Consider the following 16683-nt stretch of genomic DNA (forward strand, 5'->3'; position numbering starts at 1 on the left):
GCCTAGGCCGTGGCCCGGCCGAACGTCGCGTCCAGCCAGTCGCGGGGAAGCGCGGGCACGAAATTGCCGTCCCGGCCCGTCATGTCGGCATTGGCGACCATCGCGTTGAGGATCGCTTCCTCGACGCTCTGCACGACGGCGTCGAAGAAGACGTCGATGTCGCTGTCGGGTATGTAGCTGGCCTGCGCCAAGTGACCTCCCGGTGCTGCGGCGGCTCGGCGATTCGCCGTGGAGAAGGCGAGGAAGATGTCGCCCGAACTATGATAGCCGATGCCGCCCGTCCACGCCACGCCGAGCGGAACGCGCCGCGCGAGGCGTCTGAGCTGGTGCGGCAGCAGCGGCGCATCCGTCGCCACGACGGCGATGATGGAGCCTTTTTCCTTCCGTTCCGTCCGCTCAATCATGCGCGGCTCGGTGAGTTCCGGACCGACGCGCCGGCCTCGGATGGTCAGATTGCGGCGCGGCCCGAAATTAGCCTGCACGAAGCTGCCGACCGTGTAGCTCCGCCCTTGCTCCTCCTTCGGCCACGAGACGAGACGCGAGGCCGTGCCGGAACCGGCCTTGAATTCGAAGGCGATCATGCCGGTGCCGCCGCCGACGCTGCCTTCCTCGATGGCTCCGCTGGAAGCGGCGTCGATCGCCGCAGCCACGTGCTCCGCCGTCAGGTGATGCCCGTTGATGTCGTTGAGGAAACCGTCATAGGTCTCGGCCGCGACCGGCAGACCCCATGTCGCGTCGAGCGCGTCAGGCGCGTGCTTTCCCATCCAGCGGATGGTCGCGTCGCGCGCCACGCCGCAGGAATGGGTGTTGGTGATCGTCACCGGGAAATTGAAGACGCCGATCTCCTCGATGATGTGCGAGCCCGTCATCTCGCCATTGCCGTTGGCGCTGAACAGGCCGGCGAAGACCGGCGTCGCGAGTTCCCCCTTCGGGCGCGGCAGGATGGCGGTGACGCCCGTCCGCACAGGGCCTTGCCCAACGACCAGCGGCCCGTCGCCGGAGATCAGCGTCGCGTAGCCGACCGAAACGCCGGGAACGTCGGTGATGGCGTTGTTCGGGCCAGGCGTCCCGTCGAACGGGATGCGATAGAAGCGGGCGCGCGGCCGGCCGGAAGGAGTGGAACGATGCGAAGGCGGGGTGGTCATGTCTTCCGTCCGAGAACCGGCGTCGAATAAAAGGGGATCGTTTCGGTGCGCGGCTGCCACTTGCCGGCGGCGATGAGGCCGTTGACGTGATCGGCGATTTCGCCGAGCGTGGCGAACCACACGCCGCCCCTGGCCTGCATGTGATCGATCAGGCTTCTTATCGCCAGCGCCTGCGCCGGACGGCCGCTGACGGCGGGGTGCCAGACGGAGACCCAAAGGCCGCCGAATTCCCACAGCGCGTCAAACTCTGCCTGATAGACTTCCAGCGCCTGCCGGGGAGGCGAGATCTTCATCAGATAGTCGAAGGCGCGGCTCGACACATACTGGTTGTAGTCGTCGACCGAGGCAGGCACGGGCATCTCGATCAACCGGCCCTTGCCATTGTCGAGCAGGATCGGCACGTCGTCGGCGAAGAGCGAGGAGTCGTAGTCGAAACCCATCTCGATCAGGAGATCGTAGGTCGCGGCGGACAATCCGTAATAGGGCGCGCGATAGCCGCGCGGCCGCTTGCCGGAAAGCTTCGTCAACACTTCGGTCCCGCGTTGCAGGCTCTCGCGCTCGGCTTCTACGCTCTGGCTGCTCGGCCATTCATGGAAATGCCCGTGATGGCCGAGTTCGTTCCTGCCGCTTTCGAGGATCGCCTCGACGGCCGAGGGATAGGTTTCCGCCACCCAGCCGGGCACGAAGCAGGTGATCGGCACCTCGCGCTCGGCGAACATCGCCGCCAGCCGCGGCGTCGCCACGAACGGATCGTAGCGCATATGCGCCAGTGCATGCGGCATGCCGATCGCGGCCGGACCATGCGCCGCATGGACCACGCTGTCCGCATCGACGTCGAAGCTGAAGGCGACCGCACACCGCGCGCCGCCGGGCCATGGTGGCGGGTTCTTGATCATGCCTCGTTCCCGAGAGTTCTCATGCAGTTCCGGGCGCAAAACCGCTCCACGGAATTGCTCTAGCTGGTACGCACGCCGCCGTCCATGAAGAGGTCGTGCAGGTGCCGCGTATCGATCTCGCCGGCCGGCGCGTCGAGCGCCTGGCGTCCGCGCACCAGCACGCAGACGCGGCTGGAGATTTCGAGCGCCTTGTTGACGTTCTGCTCGACCAGCAGGATCGGGATGGACAGCGTATCGTGCACCTCGGCGATGGACTGGAACACCTTGTCCACCGTGGAGGGCGCGAGGTCGCTGCTCGGCTCGTCCAGCAGCAGGATCTTCGGCTTGAGCAGCAGCGTCAGCCCGATCGAGAGCATGCGCCGCTCCCCGCCGCTGAGGTTGCCGGCCTTTTCGTTGCGCCGTTCCTTGATACGCGGGAAGAGCGTGAACACCTCCTCGACGTCCCGGCTGAACTCCCTCGGCCGCAGGAAGGCGCCCATGCGCAGATTGTCGATCACCGTCATGTCGGCGAATACGTTGCGCGTCTGCGGCACATAGCCGAGACCGTTCGCGGCGCGCAGATGCGCCGGCATCGTCGTGATCTTCTGTCCGGCAAGGTTGAGTTCGCCGCCGGTGACGCGCGTCAGCCCCATCGCCGTCTTCAGCACGGTGGACTTGCCGCAGCCATTGGCGCCGAGCACGGCGAGGATCTCGCCGGCGCGCAGCGTCAGCGACAGGTCGTTGAGCACGGTGATCAGCCCGTAGCCGGCGGTCACGTTCTTCAGCGTCAGGACGTCCGTCATGATGCTTCCTGCGCGTTTGCGGGCTGCCCCAGATAGGAGCGGATGACGGTTTCGTTGGCGCGGATCTCGGCCGGCGTGCCGGTGGCGATCAGCGCGCCCGCGTCGAGCACGAAGACCCGGTCGCAGACATTGGCGATCATGTCCATATTGTGCTCGATAAGGATGATGATGCGGCCTTCGGCGCGCAGCGTCTTCAGGAATTCGACCTGCTGCTCGATGAGCACCGGATTCACGCCGGCCGCCGGCTCGTCCAGCAGCAGCACCGCCGGATCGGCCATCAGCAGCATGCCCATGGTCAGGAGCTTCTGCTGGCCGCCGGAAAGGCTGCCGGCAAGGTCGTTCGCCTTGTGGCGCATGCCGAGCCGCGTCAGGATGGAGACGGCGCGCTCCGTCGCGTCGCGTTCCTGACGCGCGACCTTTCCCGACGCCAGGAACAGGTTGGAAAGGTGCTCGCCGCAATGGTCGCGCTCGCCGGCCAGCATGTTCTGGAACACGGTCAGCCTGTGCGCCAGCTTGGGCACCTGGAAGGTCCGGCCGATGCCGCATTTGGCGACGCGGTCCGGCCGCCCGAGCGGCAGCGGCACGCCGTTGAGGGTGACGCTGCCGGAATCCGGCACATAGACCCCGCCGATCACGTTGAGCAGCGTCGACTTGCCGGAGCCGTTCGGGCCGATCAGCCCCGTCACCGCGCCGGGCTCCGCCTCTATGCTCACCCTGTCGAGCGCCTTGAGGCCGCCGAAGGAGAGACTGACGTCAGTTGCGTTCAACATCGTGCACCTCCCGTCTTTCGGGAATGAGACCCTGCGGCCGGTAGATGAACATGACGACGAGGATCAGGCCGAACGACGCCAGCCGGAGATTGGCGATCAGGTCCGACGGCAGGTCCACCCATTGCGCGACGAAGCGCGAGGAGACGCCGAGAAGCTGGATGATGACGGCGCCGACGACCACGCCGATATTGCGCCCCGGGCCGCCGACGATGACCGCCGTCCAGATGATGAAGGTCTCGGTCACGGTGAAGCTGGTCGGCGCGACATAGCCGCTGAAATGCCCGTAGGCGAGCCCGGCGGCGGCGGCCATGATCCATGCGACGGCCGAGACCGACGCCTGATAGCGGATCGGATTGCGCCCGAGCGTGGAGGCGAGCACCTCGTCTTCCCGGATGACGCGCAGCATGCGGCCGAAGGGCGAGCCGCTGATGCGCTGAGCGAACAGGAACGAGACGGCGAAGAGGCCGAGCGCGACGCAAAGCGCGACGGTCGGGCTCGGGAAGCGCGGCACGTTGAGGCCGTCGGCGCCGCCCGCGAAGGACGGCGTGTTGAGCATTGTCAGACGGAAGATTTCCGCCGCGCCGAGCGTGATCAGCGCCCAGTAATCCTGCGAGAGCCGCTGCGCGGGCAGGATGACGACAAGCGAGAAGACCGGCGCGACCACCAGCGCCGCCAACGCGCCGACCCACCAGGAATAGCCGAGCGAGGCGCTGATGCCGGCTGCGTAGCAGCCGATGGCGAAGGGCAGGATCTGGCCGAAATTGACGAGCCCTGTCATGCCGAACTGCAGATTGAGGCTCAACGCCAGCACGGACCAGATGGCGATGACGGTCAGCGAATAGATGGCGAAATCGAGCATGCGCCTACCTCTTCGCCCCGGCGCGGCCGGATTTCATCAGGAGCACGATGAGCAGCGCCAGCACGGCGACATAGTCGCGGAACTGCGTCGGTATGTGCCAGGGCTCGCCGCCGAAGATGCTGCCGAAATCGATCCAGATCAGGAAATTCTGCGCGAAGGACAGGACCAGCGCGCCGATGACGGCGCCGAAGACGTTCGACATGCCGCCTATGGTGACGGCGGCGAAGACCGGCAGCAGGATGACGAGGTCGAGGCTGGGCTGCAGGCGTGTCTGCATGGCGAAGAGCGAGCCGCCGACCGCGGCCAGTGCGCCGGACAGGAACCACATCAGGCGGATCAGCCGGTCGCCCGGTATGCCGCGGGTCACGGCGAGTTCGTAGTTGGAGGCGAGCGCGCGCAACGCTGAGCCGGTGCGGGTGCGGTAAAGGAAGACGTGCAGCGCGATCATCAGCGCCAGCGTCGTGGCGACGACCGTGATGTCCAGCGTCGTGAACACGGCATCTTCAAAGACGATGACCTCCGCCGGCACGTCGAACACACGCGCGGAGCCGCCATAGATCGCGGCCAGCACCGAACGGATGAAGAGCGCGACGCCCCACGACACGATCATCTTGCCTTCCGCCGAGATGTCGCGGATGCGGCTGAACACGATGACGTCGATCAGCACCGCGATCAGCCCCGTCGCGATGGCCGCAAGCAGCACCGCGAGCGGCAGCGGCAGGGTCAGGCCAGGCAGCGTGGCGAAAGTATAGGAAAGGTAGCCGCCGACGATGGCGAGCTGGATATGCGCGAAATTGGCGAAGCGCAGGATCGAATAGCACAGCGACACACCGACGGCGATGACGGCGATCTCACTGGCATAGACGATCGAATTGACGATGACCTGAAGCACGAACTTTCCCGAATCCCCACCTGAAAACAATAACAGCCGTCACGGCGAACCGTGACGGCTGATTCTTTGGGTTCGGATCAGTTCCGGGTACCGGTGATTTCGAACTTGCCGTCCTTGTAGGTGATGACGTCGAGCGGCGGATCGATGCGCTGGCCGCGATCGTCCCAGACGATCTTGCCGCTGGCGCCTTCGTAGGTCTTCACGACTTCCGGCATGGTCTTGGCGATCGAGGCCGCGTCCGTGCCGCTCTTCTTCATCGCCTCGGCCAGCACCATCATGGCGTCATAGCCATAATAGACGTGGGCCATGACCTCGTCCTCGTTGTACTTTGCCTTGTACTTGTCAAGCACGGCCTTGCCGACGCCCTGCGAATAGCCGCCATTGTCGACGCCGGAGAGCTTGCCGTTCATCCAGTCCTTGTTCTCGACCTCGAGGATCGACGGATAGGCCGCGTACCACGGAGCGTCGATGCCGAGCTCGCGCACGGTGCGCAGGATGGTGCGGGAATCGTCGCCATAGCCGCAGGTGATGATGGCGTCCGGCTTCTTGCTGGCCAGCACCTGGATGTCGGCACGGTAGTTCGGCTGGCCTTCGGTATAGGCGATGGTCTCGACGATCGTACCGCCCTTTTCCTTGAAGGCAGCGGCGGCGGCGTCCGCGACGCCCATGCCGAAGGCATTGTTCGGGACGACCACGGCGGCCGTCTTGGCGCCGCTGTCGGCGACGAGGTTGCCGAGGTCCTTGGCGAGGATGTCGTCCAGTGGCAGGATGCTGAACAGCGTGCCCGGATATTCTCCGAGCTTCGGCGACGACGAGGAGGTGTTGAGCAGCACCTTGCCCTGCTCCTTCGCCAGCTGGGCGACCGGGATCATCAGGCTGCTGCCGCCGAACATGATGGCGGCCTCGACCTTGTCGACGGTGTAGAGCTTCGTCGCCGCGTTCAGCGCTTCCTGCGCGCGATACTCGGAATCCTCCACGATGAGCTTGATCGGCTGGCCGTTGATTCCGCCGGCAGCGTTGATGTCATCGGCAGCGAGCTCGACGCCGCGTGACATCTGTACGCTGGTCTTGACGTCCTGGCCCGTCAGATTGGCGATGACGCCGACCTGGATTGGATCGGCTGCGAGCGCCAGACCCGGCATGCCGACCGTCGCGAATGCGCCCGCGAGCGCTAGGGAAAGCCATTTTTTCATTGTCGTCGTTCTCTCTGGGGGTTGAAACGGAGCGTTTCTCTTTCTGTTTTTGGTGCCTCGATGCCGCGCGTGGGAGCATTCCGCGGCACCGCGAGACACGACAAAACCGTAGTTGGCACAGGGCGGAAAAACAATCGAACCAGCAGACCCTGCGCCGAATAACTTTCGGCGTTGGCCGGATGTTTCGGAGATGATGCGATGCAGCATCTGTGACAAACAGGACATATGGCGAAACGTCGAGCGAGCGGGCGCAGTCCGCCGTCGGCTTTTCATTCTCCTGACAGCACGAAAGCGTTCAGGCAGGTGTCACGGTGCCGATCTTCTCGGCTCACCGAAAGGTCCTGTCGCGATCAAAAAAGGGTAAAGAGGCATGGCTCCGCGAAAAATTCTCATCGACACCGATCCCGGCCAGGACGACGCCTTCGCGATTCTTCTGGCGCTCGGCTCGCCGGAGGAACTGGAGGTGGTCGGGCTGACGGCGGTAGCCGGCAACGTTCCGCTGTCACGCACGGCGCGCAACGCGCAGATGGTCCTCGAACTGGCCGGCCGCGGCGACATCATCGTCTATCCCGGCTGCAAGCGGCCGATGGTGCGCTCACTCTTCACGGCGGAATATGTGCATGGCGACAGCGGCCTCGACGGCTGCGACCTGCCGGAGCCGACGAGCGCGCTCGGCGAGAAGCACGGCGTCGATTTTATCGTCGACACGATCATGGCCACCGAGCCGGGCGAGATCACGCTCTGCCCGCTGGGGCCGATGACGAACATCGCCATGGCCATGGTCAAGGAGCCGGCCATCGTGCCGCGCATCCGCGAGATCGTATTCATGGGCGGCGGCTTCTTCGAGGGCGGCAACACCACGCCGGCGGCGGAGTTCAACATCTTCGTCGACCCGCATGCGGCGCATGTCGTCTTCACCTCGGGCGTGCCGCTGACCATGGTGCCGATCGACTGCACCTACAAGGCGCTGATGACGCCGGAATGGCTGCAGAGCCTGCGCGCCGTCGGCACGAGAACCGCCGTGGAGTCCGCAGGCATGGCGGAATTCTACCAGAAATGGGGCAACCGGAAATTCGGCACCGACAGGTATCCGCTGCACGATCCCTGCGTGATCGGGTATCTGCTGCGGCCTGATCTGTTCAAGGGCCGTAACTGCCATGTCGAGATCGAGATCACCTCGCCGACGACGATGGGCATGACTGTGGTGGACTGGTGGAACGTCACCAAGAAGACGCCGAACTGCATGGTGCTGCGCGATCTCGACAATCCGCCCTTCTACGCGCTGATGCTCGAGCGCCTGTCGCGACTGCCGTAAGCTGGCCTCTCAGGCTGCAAGGCCACGCTTAAGATGCGCGGCCGTTCCGTTCAGCCCTTGACGACCAGATCGCGCGCGAAGGACGTCAGGATTTCCGGCGCGCCGCTCTCGCGCACGCAAAAAGTCTCGCTGAGCTCGTAGCCCCAGTCGTCCATCCACATGCCGAGTATCATGTGGAAGCACATGTTCGGCTCCAGCACGGTCCGGTCGCCCTCGCGCAGGCTCGCCGTGCGCTCGCCCCAATCCGGCGGATAGCTCATGCCGATGGAATAACCGATGCGGGATGCCTTGTCGTAGCCGGCGCGGCGGATCACCTTGCGCCATGCCGCCTCGACGTCGTGGCAGGTGACGCCGGCGCGCGCGGCTTCGAGCGCGATGTCGAGCCCTTCCGCCACCACCTTGGCCATGTCGGTCAGCGCCTGCGGCGGCGTTCCCATATAGAGCGTGCGCGCCAGCGCTGCATGATAGCGATGGTGGCAGCCGGCCAGTTCGAGATAGGCGACGGTGTCCTTCTCGTAACGGTCTCCAGACCAGGTCATATGCGGTGCGGCGCTTTTCCGGCCGCTCGGCACCTGCGCAAGCGCGGCCGGATAGTCGCCCCAGAACTCGGTGGTGCCATGAAATTGCGCGGCAGTGATCTTCGCCACCGCGTCGCATTCGCGCACGCCCGGCTCGATCGCCGCCATTCCGGTTTCCATGGCCTTGCCGACGATTGCCGCAGCGCCGCGCATCAGCGCGACCTCGGCGGGCGACTTGACGAGCCGCACCCAGTTCACCAGCCCCCTGGCATCCGCGATGCTCGCCTCAGGCAGCGCCTTGCCGAGTTCGAGATAGTCCCGCACCGTGAAATAGAAGGCGTCGAGGTCGGTGCCGATGCGGGCCGCCGCAAAACCCTGCTCCCGAATAATCCCGCCGAGGAACCCGGCCGGATGGCGGCTCTCCGAATCCACATAGGTCTCGGGATAGGCGACGATATTCTCAGGCTTGAGAAAGGCTGTCAGCCGCGCTCCCGGCGCGTCCATGGCGCGTCCGATCCACAACGGCTCCTCCGCGTCCAGCCCGAGGATCGCATATTGATGGACATAGAACGACCAGCCGTCATAGCCCGTGAGATAGTTGATGTTGGCCGGGTCGGCGACGACCAGCATGTCGATGCCGGCCGCCTTCATTCGCGCCTTGACGCGGGCGACGCGGCCGAGGAACTCCGCGCGGTCGAACACGCTCATGTCTGCACACCGGCCGGATCAGAAATAGTCGGGCAGAGCGTCGCGGAAGCGCCGCAGGGCGTCGACATGCGCCTTCGGATCGGAGAGGCCGCCAATGTCGGCCTTGTTCCAGCGCTTCTCTTCCTCGACCCAGCGTTCCGGCATGGTGTTGACGGTGATGTGGGTGGCGCCCATGGCGCGCCATTCCTCCATCTCCTCGCGCAACTCCGGATAGGTGCGGTCGATGATGGTCATCGTCGCCTCGATCCCGATCCTGTCGGGGTCGCGTCCGTGGCTGATCGCCACCTCGCGCATGGCCTTGATGGCGCGCCGGCCCGTATCGTCGGCCTGGAAATTGGGCAGCCAGCCGTCGCCGATCCTGCCGACCCGCCTGATCGCGGCCTCGGAGACCCCGCCGATCCAGATCGGGATGGGCCGCTGCACCGGCAGCGGGTTGATGCCGCCGTCGCGCACGCGGTGATACTTGCCCTCATAGGTGATGAGGTCGGCACACCAGAATTTGCGCAGCAGGTCGATCTGCTCGTCCATGCGCTTGCCGCGATTGGAGAATTCCTCGCCGCACGCCTCGAACTCGTCCGGCTTCACGCCGACGCCGACGCCCAGCACCAGCCGGCCGCCGCTCAAAAGGTCGACTTCCGCCGCCTGCTTCGCCACCAGCGCCGTGCCGCGCATCGGCAGGACCAGCACGCCGGTCGTCAGCTCGATCTTCGTCGTCAACGCGGCGAGATAGCCGAACAGGACGAAGAGTTCGTGGAACATGTCTTCCGCGTCGTGGACGTAGGTCCAGTCCGGACGGCTCGCCTTGTTGAGGCCGACGATCTGGTCGAAGGCGGTCAGGCGGGCATAGCCCAGTTCCTCGGCGGTCACGGCGAAATCGCGGATATTTCGCGGATCGGTTCCGATCTCGAACTGGGGAAACAGGGCGCCGATCTTCATATGCTTGTCACTCCTGGTGTCGAAAGAATGCGAGGCGAGATGTCGCGCGCGACCGGCGTCAGGCTACCGGAACCGTGTCGATGGGTATGACATGGCATGCCGCGTTTCCAAGAAGGAAATCCGCGCCTCGAACGGCTGATCGAATTTTCTTCGTGCCGCAGAAGCGCCTGGACGCGAGGCGAGTCCGGGGCACCTCAGAGCGTCGCGGCGACTTCCTCGATGGCGCCCTTGGCGGCGGCGACAATGATGTCGGCCTCCTCGCGGCTCAGACAAAGCGGCGGTGCAAAGCCCAGAATGTCGCCCTGCGGCATGGCGCGGCCGATGACCCCGCGCTTCAGGAGAGCCGCCGCGATGCGGATGCCCACTTTCTCCGACGCGTCGAAGAACACGCGGTCGTCACGGTCGCGCACGAATTCAACGGCCGCAAGCATGCCTTCGCCGCGCACCTCGCCGACGATCGGGTGATCGCCCACCGCCGCCTTCAGCGCTTCGTTCAGATAGGCGCCCACCGCGCCTGCATTGCGTACGAGATCGTGCTCGTCGATATAGTTCAGGTTGGCGATGCCGGCGGCCGTGCAGAGCGGGTGCGAGGAATAGGTCCAGCCATGGCCGATCGACCCATATGTATCGGAGCCCTGCTCGAGGATGCGCCAGATCTTCTCCGACACGATGACGCCCGAGAGCGGCGTGTAGGCGGAGGTCAGGCCTTTTGCGATGGTGATGAGGTCCGGCTTCATGCCGTAATGGGCCGAGCCGAACATGGAGCCGAGACGCCCGAAGCCGGTGACGACCTCGTCGGCGATCAGCATGATATCGTATTTGTCCAGGACGGCCTGGATCGCCTGCCAGTAGCCGGCCGGCGGCGGCACGATGCCGCCCGTGCCCAGAACCGGCTCGCCGATGAAGGCGGCGATGGTGTCCGGGCCCTCCGCCAGGATCAGTTCCTCGAGCTTTTCGGCGCAGTGGCGGGCGAATTGCGCCTCGTCCATGGAGCGGTCGGGGCGGCGGTAGAAATGCGGCGCCTCGGTGTGCAGCACCGGCGGCTTTGGCAGGTCGAACAGATTGTGGAAGGCGGCGAGCCCGGTCAGGCTGCCGGTCATGATGCCGGAGCCGTGGTAGCCGCGCCAGCGGGAGATGATCTTCTTCTTCTCCGGCCGGCCGAGCACATTGTTGATATACCAGACCAGCTTGAGGTTGGTCTCGTTGGCGTCGGAGCCCGAGAGGCCGAAGAAGACGCGGCTCATGCCTTCCGGCGCGCGGTCGATCACCATCTTGGCGAGCCGGATCGACGGTTCAGATCCATGGCCGGCATAGGCGTGATAATAGGCCAGTTCCGCCGCCTGCGCGGCGATGGCGTCGGTCACTTCCTTGCGGCCGTAACCGATGTTGACGCAATAGAGGCCCGCAAAGCCGTCGAGGCTGCGCTTGCCCTCCCGGTCGACGATGTAGACGCCTTCAGCCTGCCTGACGATGCGGTTCGGCGTTTCGCCGCGCGCGTGCTGGCCCATATCCGTCGAGGGATGGAAGAAATGGTCCCTGTCCCAGGCGTGGAGTTCATTGTCGGAATTGGAGACGTTCAGCATTCGCGATTTTCCTCGTTTCGCCGCGACGACGCGGAAGCGCCGGCAGTATCCCGCCGTCGCGCCTCGCAACGTTTCAGGCATGACTGCCGTCAAGTCTAGCGTGGGCCGGCCCGGTGCATTGACTGGCGAAAGTCCATTTGAGGGATGGACTTTCGCGTCGGCGCGTAAATTCCGGGACTTTTTCGGCAGTCGGGGAAAGACGCCATCCCCGTATACGCCCGCGCCCTCGATTGATTGCGCCGGTCTGAAAGGATTTGCTGCCTTTCGACAATGGCCGGGCCGATTGCCAATGCACGAGCTTTGGGCTACCTGCAAATATGATGATCGCGATCATGTTTAGCCGGCGAGACCAGCCTTGCTCCTGACGTCCACCCGGGTTGTATCGGCGGAGATCCTGCACGATGCGCTTCGCTCGTGTCAGTGCTTCTGGCCGTCGCCTGAACTGGTGCTGGATGAACGGGACGAAAGGCACTGGATGCCGTGCCGGCGGCTGTCCGAAGATGCCCAGGTCGACGACCTGCTTGCCTATCAGCGGAGCTTTACGCCCGATCTCGACCGCAAGGGGCAGGCGGCCTATGCCATAGGCGACGTCAGCCATATGCTGGCGACCGCCGTCGTCCCGCTGTTCGTAGGGTTTCGGATGGTGCCCTCCCTCTCGCTCTCGGCTTTACGGATCGGATTCGACACCAGATCGATCAAGCACAGGGACGCATCGGCGATCGAGCGCCTCTGGCGCATTCGCTTCGGCCTTGCGGACCTCGAAACGGATGACGGGGGCCTTGCCGACAAGCTTGGGATTGAGGCAACCCCCGACCTCGCCTGCGTCCTTCGACGGAACATCGAGACGTTGCTTGCACCGCTCGTGCAGGCTCTGCATCGCAGGTCCGGCCTGTCGCGCAACGCGCTCTGGCGTCTCGTCACCGACTCCTTCTCCCAGCTTTTTCTGGATGCAGGCCGACGGTTTGGCCGTGTGGAAAAGGCGAAAGCGGATGCGATGCTGGTTCTGAAAGCGCCTGGTTCGCCGCTGGCAAACCGGCAGATGCACTTTTTCGACATCGAGATTTGCGCCAGCGAGAAGCCTGGGCGGGTTCTTGCCAGCGTTGCCTTTCGCGCGCGTGGCGGCTGCTGCCGTTATTATACCGTCGAGGGCGGCCATCTCTGCGCGACCTGCGTCCTGCAGAACCCGGCGGAGCGGGATGCGAAGCTTCGGCAATATCTCAGGGGGCGGTTCGGCCAGGCACAGACGGCTGCCGCCGCCATCGATAATCCAACCGCCTGACAAAGATAAAGATGAAGTCTCTCTGATGCTGTTGCGTCCTGCCTTTCTGCTCCTGGTCTTCTTTGCAGCCCTGATATGTGGAACGCCTGCGCGCGCGGAATGCGCCGGCCGCACTCTGGAAGGCGAAACAATCTACAGAGCGCCTGTCTGTGTGCCGCAAACGCCCGGCAGGATCGTCGCTCTCGATTCGACCTACAATCTCACCATGGCTCTGGAACTGGGTCTTCCGGTGGTCGGCGCGCCGCTGTTCGACGTGCAGGACAAGGAACTGCTCGCCATGGCGAAGGCCGCCGGCGTGGAGGACATAGGCGGCGCGTCGGAGCCGAGCATCGAGCGGATCATCGCGCTGCAGCCGGATCTGATACTCGGTGATGCTTTCATGCATGCGCCCGCCTACGATCTGGCGAGCCAGATAGCGCCGACGCTGCTGGTGCAGGCGCAGAACTGGAAGACCTTCTACATGACGCTGGCGTCCGCGACCGGCGCGGAAGACAAGGCCAGAACAGCCTTCGATGGCTATGAGAAGCGGGCCGCCGACGTCCGGTTGCGCATGCCGGACGTCGACGTCTCCGTGCTGCGGATCACGCCTTTCGGGTTCCAGGTCTATGTCGACGGTCCCGCCGCCTACGCGCCGTTCGCGGTGCTGGGCGACGCCGGCGTGAAGCGCCCTCCCTATGAGACGGCAGCCGACGCGACCATTCTGAAGCGCCCGGACTGGGAGGGCCTGTCGCAGCTCGATGGCGATGTGCTGCTCTACATGGTCGGCAATCCATACGATGACGAGAGCAAGACGACGCTCGAAGCCGATACGCTCGCAAATCCGCTCTGGAAGACGATCCCGGCGGTGGCTTCGGGACGTGTTCACAAGGTGGACGTGACGACGTGGATGGGGTTCGGGGGGCTTCGTTCCGCCAACAAGGTTCTCGACGACGTTGAGCGTTTCGTCCTGCCGGCGCCGTGAAGGCTTCAAGTCACCCGCAGGTCTTCGCTGCGGCGGGCTTGCTCGCCACAGGGCTCGTGCTCACCTCGATGGCAGCACTCGTCGTCGGAACGACGGCCATCCCCGTCGATCACGTCTGGTCCGCGCTGGTCGGATTCGACGGTTCCCGTGATCATCTTGTGATCTGGACCCAACGTCTGCCGCGCGTGCTGATCGGCGCCATGGTCGGGGCGGCGCTGGCGAGCGCCGGCGCGATCATGCAGGCGGTAACCAGCAACCCGCTCGCCTCGCCCGGCCTGCTCGGCATCAATGCCGGCGCGGTCCTCGCCGTTGTCCTGGCCATTGTCGCTTTCGGCACGCAATCGGGCGGGATTCTCGTCTGGTACGCTTTTTTCGGTGCGGCTACGGCTGCCGTGATCGTCTATGCGCTTGGCGCGGCGGGACGCGGAGGCGCGACGCCGCTGAAGCTCGCCCTTGCGGGGGCGATCTTCACCGCTTTCACCGGCTCCGTTACGACTGCCATCCTTCTCTTCGACCAGAGCACGCTGGATCAGGTCCGCCTGTGGACCGCCGGTACCCTTTCCGGCCGCACGATGTCCGACGCGCGGGCGGTGGCGCCCTATGTCTGCCTCGGCCTGATCGGGGCGATCCTCTTCAGTCCGCAGGTTATGACGCTTTCGCTCGGCGGCGAGATCGCCCGCGCCGTCGGCCAGAACCAGACCGTGTGGCGCGCGGTCGCTGCTATCGTCGTTGTTCTTCTGGCCGGAAGCGCCGTCGCGCTGGCCGGTCCCATCGGCTTTGACGGCCTAATCGTGCCGCATATCGTACGCCTTGTCGTCGGTATCGATTACCGCCGCGTCATTCCGCTGTCGATGCTGGGCGGCGCGCTGCTTGTCGTCAATGCCGATACGTGCGTGAGGCTGGCGATGCCCGAGCAGGACCTGCCCGTCGGCGTGACGATGGCGATACTCGGCGCGCCGTTCTTCATATGGCTGGCGCGCTTCAGGGTGAGGGCGGCCTGACGATGCGGATCGTCCTTGCGTCCATCGCGATCATGCTGGCATGTGTGCTTGCAGGGCTTGCCTACGGAGATTTCGCTCTTTCGGTCGCGGATCTTCTGCGCGCCCTTTTCCGCAGTCCCGACGCGCCGCCCCAGGCCCTGATGATCGTCTGGTCGATCCGGCTGCCACGCGTGCTGCTGGCGGTTCTCGTGGGCATGGCGCTCGCGGTTGCAGGCGCAATCGCGCAGGCGGTGCTGCGCAATCCTCTCGCCGATCCCGGCATCATCGGCATAAACAGCGGCGCGGCACTCGCCGCCATGGTGGTGCTGGTCGGGCTCGACGACGTCTCGCCCGCCATTCTGCCGGTTGCCGGGTTTGCCGGCGCGAGCGCGATGGTGGCAGCCATCTTCCTGCTGTCCTGGAAAAACGGGACGTCCTCGTTGCGCCTTCTGCTGATCGGTATCGGCCTCGGCGCGCTCGCCAGCGCGGCGACGACCTTTCTGACGGCGGTCGGGGATATCGGCGATGTCCAGCGGGCCATGGTCTGGATGGCGGGCAGCCTCTTCGACAGCAACTGGACGAAAGTCGCCGTTCTTGCGGCATGGTCGGTGCCGGTGATGGTCGCGGCATGGCTCGTCTCCCATCACCTCGACGCGACCCTGCTTGGCGATGGCATAGCGGCGAATCTCGGCCAGAGAGTTCAGTTGACCCGCACGCTCCTGATCCTCGGCTGTACGCTGCTTTCGGGCGCGGCGGTGGCCGCCGCCGGTCTGGTCAGCTTCGTCGGCCTTCTGGCTCCGCACATTGCGCGCCGTCTCTTGGGTCCGTTGCATCGCGCGCTGCTGCCGGTGGCGGCGCTCACCGGCGGCACGCTCGTCGTCATCGCCGATGTGGCGAGCCGGATGGTGATAGCGCCGGCGCAGCTTCCGGTCGGTCTCACCATCGCGCTTGTCGGCGCGCCCTTCTTCGGGTGGCTCATGTGGAATCGCCGGAATGCATGACGCTGGATCGACGCTGCGGCTTTGCGCAAGGGACATCGCCGTCTCCTATGGCGACAATCCCGTCCTCGACGGCGTCAGTCTCGCGATACCCGATTGCTCCTTCACCGTGCTGCTCGGTCCCAATGGCTGCGGCAAGTCGACACTTCTCAAGGCGCTCGCAGGCGCGCTGCCCGTCCGCCGCGGAGTGATCGAACTGGACGCTCTGCCGATCGGCAAGCTTTCCGTGAAGGAGATCGCAAAACGTATCGCGGTTCTGCCGCAGGGACCCGCGAGTCCCGAAGGGCTCACCGTGCGCGGACTTGTCGAACAGGGCCGCTACCCGCATCGTGGCGTCTTCGGCCGCTGGTCCGACGCCGATGAAGCAGCCTGCGCCGGCGCGCTTTCGCTCACGGCTCTCGTCGATCATGCCGAGCGGCGCCTCGACACTCTGTCAGGCGGTCAGCGACAACGCGCATGGATCGCGATGACGCTGGCGCAGGAAACCGGCACGTTGCTTCTGGACGAGCCGACGACGTTTCTCGACCTCGCGCATCAGATCGAAATCCTCGATCTTGTACGCGACCTCGTCCGTTCGCGGGGAAAGACCGTCGTCGCGGTGCTCCATGATCTCAATCAGGCCGCCCGCTACGCCGATCGCCTCGTATTGCTCAAGGCAGGCACGATCATCGCAGAAGGCAGCCCCGCCGAGGTGCTGACGGAAAGCAGCGTGCGCGAGGTTTTCGGCGTGGCATGCAGCATCATCACCGATCCGGAGAGCGGCGGTCCCCTCTGCATTCCGCTGATGGCTTCCCGCAAAGTGTAGCCAAAACGCCACAGTCGGGAATCTGAGGCGCGGTAATCCCATAAACATGATAGCGACAGTCAT

Annotated in this window: 16 protein-coding genes; 6 read left to right on the forward strand and 10 right to left on the reverse strand. The window is 65.0% G+C overall.

Features of this window, described 5'->3' with window-relative positions:
• Positions 1-2: 2 nt before the first annotated feature.
• From M9955_13765 to M9955_13795, 7 genes are all read right to left on the reverse strand, one after another.
• Positions 3-1145 carry a P1 family peptidase gene (locus M9955_13765; protein ID MCO5082709.1) on the reverse strand — a complete coding sequence of 381 codons (1143 nt, stop codon included), beginning with the start codon at positions 1143-1145 and terminating at the stop codon, positions 3-5.
• Complete coding sequence (locus M9955_13770; protein ID MCO5082710.1) at positions 1142-2041, reverse strand: polysaccharide deacetylase; 900 nt, start codon at positions 2039-2041, stop codon at positions 1142-1144. The genes M9955_13765 and M9955_13770 overlap by 4 nt, the downstream gene beginning before the upstream one ends.
• 59 nt (positions 2042-2100) lie before the next feature.
• Positions 2101-2823 (reverse strand): ABC transporter ATP-binding protein, encoded by a 723-nt coding sequence (locus M9955_13775; GenBank protein MCO5082711.1) that lies wholly within the window; start codon positions 2821-2823, stop codon positions 2101-2103.
• On the reverse strand, positions 2820-3593 hold the full coding sequence (locus M9955_13780; protein ID MCO5082712.1) for an ABC transporter ATP-binding protein: 774 nt from the start codon (positions 3591-3593) through the stop codon (positions 2820-2822). Before M9955_13780 ends, M9955_13775 begins: the two co-directional genes overlap by 4 nt.
• The gene (locus M9955_13785; protein MCO5082713.1) at positions 3577-4452 is read right to left on the reverse strand and encodes a branched-chain amino acid ABC transporter permease; all 876 of its coding nucleotides are present in this window, start codon (positions 4450-4452) and stop codon (positions 3577-3579) included. Before M9955_13785 ends, M9955_13780 begins: the two co-directional genes overlap by 17 nt.
• 4 nt (positions 4453-4456) lie before the next feature.
• Positions 4457-5344: a branched-chain amino acid ABC transporter permease gene (locus tag M9955_13790; GenBank protein MCO5082714.1), complete on the reverse strand. Its 888-nt coding sequence runs from the start codon at positions 5342-5344 to the stop codon at positions 4457-4459.
• A gap of 77 nt (positions 5345-5421) precedes the next feature.
• Positions 5422-6537, reverse strand: a complete 1116-nt coding sequence (locus M9955_13795) for an ABC transporter substrate-binding protein (protein MCO5082715.1) — start codon at positions 6535-6537, stop codon at positions 5422-5424.
• A gap of 370 nt (positions 6538-6907) precedes the next feature.
• Here M9955_13795 and M9955_13800 point away from each other — a divergent pair, with 370 nt between their 5' ends.
• Positions 6908-7852: a nucleoside hydrolase gene (locus tag M9955_13800; GenBank protein MCO5082716.1), complete on the forward strand. Its 945-nt coding sequence runs from the start codon at positions 6908-6910 to the stop codon at positions 7850-7852.
• 50 nt (positions 7853-7902) lie between these two features.
• On the opposite strand, the gene M9955_13805 is transcribed toward M9955_13800, so the two are convergent.
• The 3 genes from M9955_13805 to M9955_13815 all read right to left on the reverse strand — a co-directional run bounded on the left by M9955_13805 (position 7903) and on the right by M9955_13815 (position 11597).
• The gene (locus M9955_13805) at positions 7903-9078 is read right to left on the reverse strand and encodes a M24 family metallopeptidase (GenBank protein MCO5082717.1); all 1176 of its coding nucleotides are present in this window, start codon (positions 9076-9078) and stop codon (positions 7903-7905) included.
• A gap of 18 nt (positions 9079-9096) precedes the next feature.
• Positions 9097-10014 (reverse strand): LLM class F420-dependent oxidoreductase, encoded by a 918-nt coding sequence (locus M9955_13810; GenBank protein ID MCO5082718.1) that lies wholly within the window; start codon positions 10012-10014, stop codon positions 9097-9099.
• Positions 10015-10208: 194 nt separating this feature from the next.
• Complete coding sequence (locus M9955_13815; GenBank protein ID MCO5082719.1) at positions 10209-11597, reverse strand: aspartate aminotransferase family protein; 1389 nt, start codon at positions 11595-11597, stop codon at positions 10209-10211.
• Between the two features lie 355 nt (positions 11598-11952).
• Here M9955_13815 and M9955_13820 point away from each other — a divergent pair, with 355 nt between their 5' ends.
• The 5 genes from M9955_13820 to M9955_13840 all read left to right on the forward strand — a co-directional run bounded on the left by M9955_13820 (position 11953) and on the right by M9955_13840 (position 16620).
• On the forward strand, positions 11953-12876 hold the full coding sequence (locus tag M9955_13820; GenBank protein MCO5082720.1) for a (2Fe-2S)-binding protein: 924 nt from the start codon (positions 11953-11955) through the stop codon (positions 12874-12876).
• A 151-nt stretch (positions 12877-13027) separates the two neighbouring features.
• A complete protein-coding gene (locus M9955_13825) occupies positions 13028-13837 on the forward strand; it encodes an iron-siderophore ABC transporter substrate-binding protein (GenBank protein MCO5082721.1) in 810 nt (269 codons plus the stop codon).
• Positions 13834-14838: an iron ABC transporter permease gene (locus M9955_13830; protein MCO5082722.1), complete on the forward strand. Its 1005-nt coding sequence runs from the start codon at positions 13834-13836 to the stop codon at positions 14836-14838. Before M9955_13825 ends, M9955_13830 begins: the two co-directional genes overlap by 4 nt.
• Entirely contained in the window at positions 14805-15818 is a 1014-nt protein-coding gene (locus M9955_13835; GenBank protein MCO5082723.1) for an iron ABC transporter permease, read from the forward strand. The genes M9955_13830 and M9955_13835 overlap by 34 nt, the downstream gene beginning before the upstream one ends.
• The gene (locus M9955_13840) at positions 15811-16620 is read left to right on the forward strand and encodes an ABC transporter ATP-binding protein (protein MCO5082724.1); all 810 of its coding nucleotides are present in this window, start codon (positions 15811-15813) and stop codon (positions 16618-16620) included. Before M9955_13835 ends, M9955_13840 begins: the two co-directional genes overlap by 8 nt.
• Positions 16621-16683: the final 63 nt, after the last annotated feature.

The organism is Rhizobiaceae bacterium (assembly GCA_023953845.1).
Classification (GTDB): Bacteria; Pseudomonadota; Alphaproteobacteria; order Rhizobiales; family Rhizobiaceae; genus Arvimicrobium.

Coding starts and splice junctions, on each gene's coding strand:
- M9955_13785 (MCO5082713.1), bottom strand. CDS start 4,452: ATGCTCGATTTCGCCATCTATTCGCTGACCGTCATCGCCATCTGGTCC.
- M9955_13800 (MCO5082716.1), top strand. CDS start 6,908: ATGGCTCCGCGAAAAATTCTCATCGACACCGATCCCGGCCAGGACGAC.
- M9955_13795 (MCO5082715.1), bottom strand. CDS start 6,537: ATGAAAAAATGGCTTTCCCTAGCGCTCGCGGGCGCATTCGCGACGGTC.
- M9955_13810 (MCO5082718.1), bottom strand. CDS start 10,014: ATGAAGATCGGCGCCCTGTTTCCCCAGTTCGAGATCGGAACCGATCCG.
- M9955_13805 (MCO5082717.1), bottom strand. CDS start 9,078: ATGAGCGTGTTCGACCGCGCGGAGTTCCTCGGCCGCGTCGCCCGCGTC.
- M9955_13815 (MCO5082719.1), bottom strand. CDS start 11,597: ATGCTGAACGTCTCCAATTCCGACAATGAACTCCACGCCTGGGACAGG.
- M9955_13765 (MCO5082709.1), bottom strand. CDS start 1,145: ATGACCACCCCGCCTTCGCATCGTTCCACTCCTTCCGGCCGGCCGCGC.
- M9955_13780 (MCO5082712.1), bottom strand. CDS start 3,593: ATGTTGAACGCAACTGACGTCAGTCTCTCCTTCGGCGGCCTCAAGGCG.
- M9955_13835 (MCO5082723.1), top strand. CDS start 14,805: ATGGCTGGCGCGCTTCAGGGTGAGGGCGGCCTGACGATGCGGATCGTC.
- M9955_13770 (MCO5082710.1), bottom strand. CDS start 2,041: ATGATCAAGAACCCGCCACCATGGCCCGGCGGCGCGCGGTGTGCGGTC.
- M9955_13775 (MCO5082711.1), bottom strand. CDS start 2,823: ATGACGGACGTCCTGACGCTGAAGAACGTGACCGCCGGCTACGGGCTG.
- M9955_13840 (MCO5082724.1), top strand. CDS start 15,811: ATGCATGACGCTGGATCGACGCTGCGGCTTTGCGCAAGGGACATCGCC.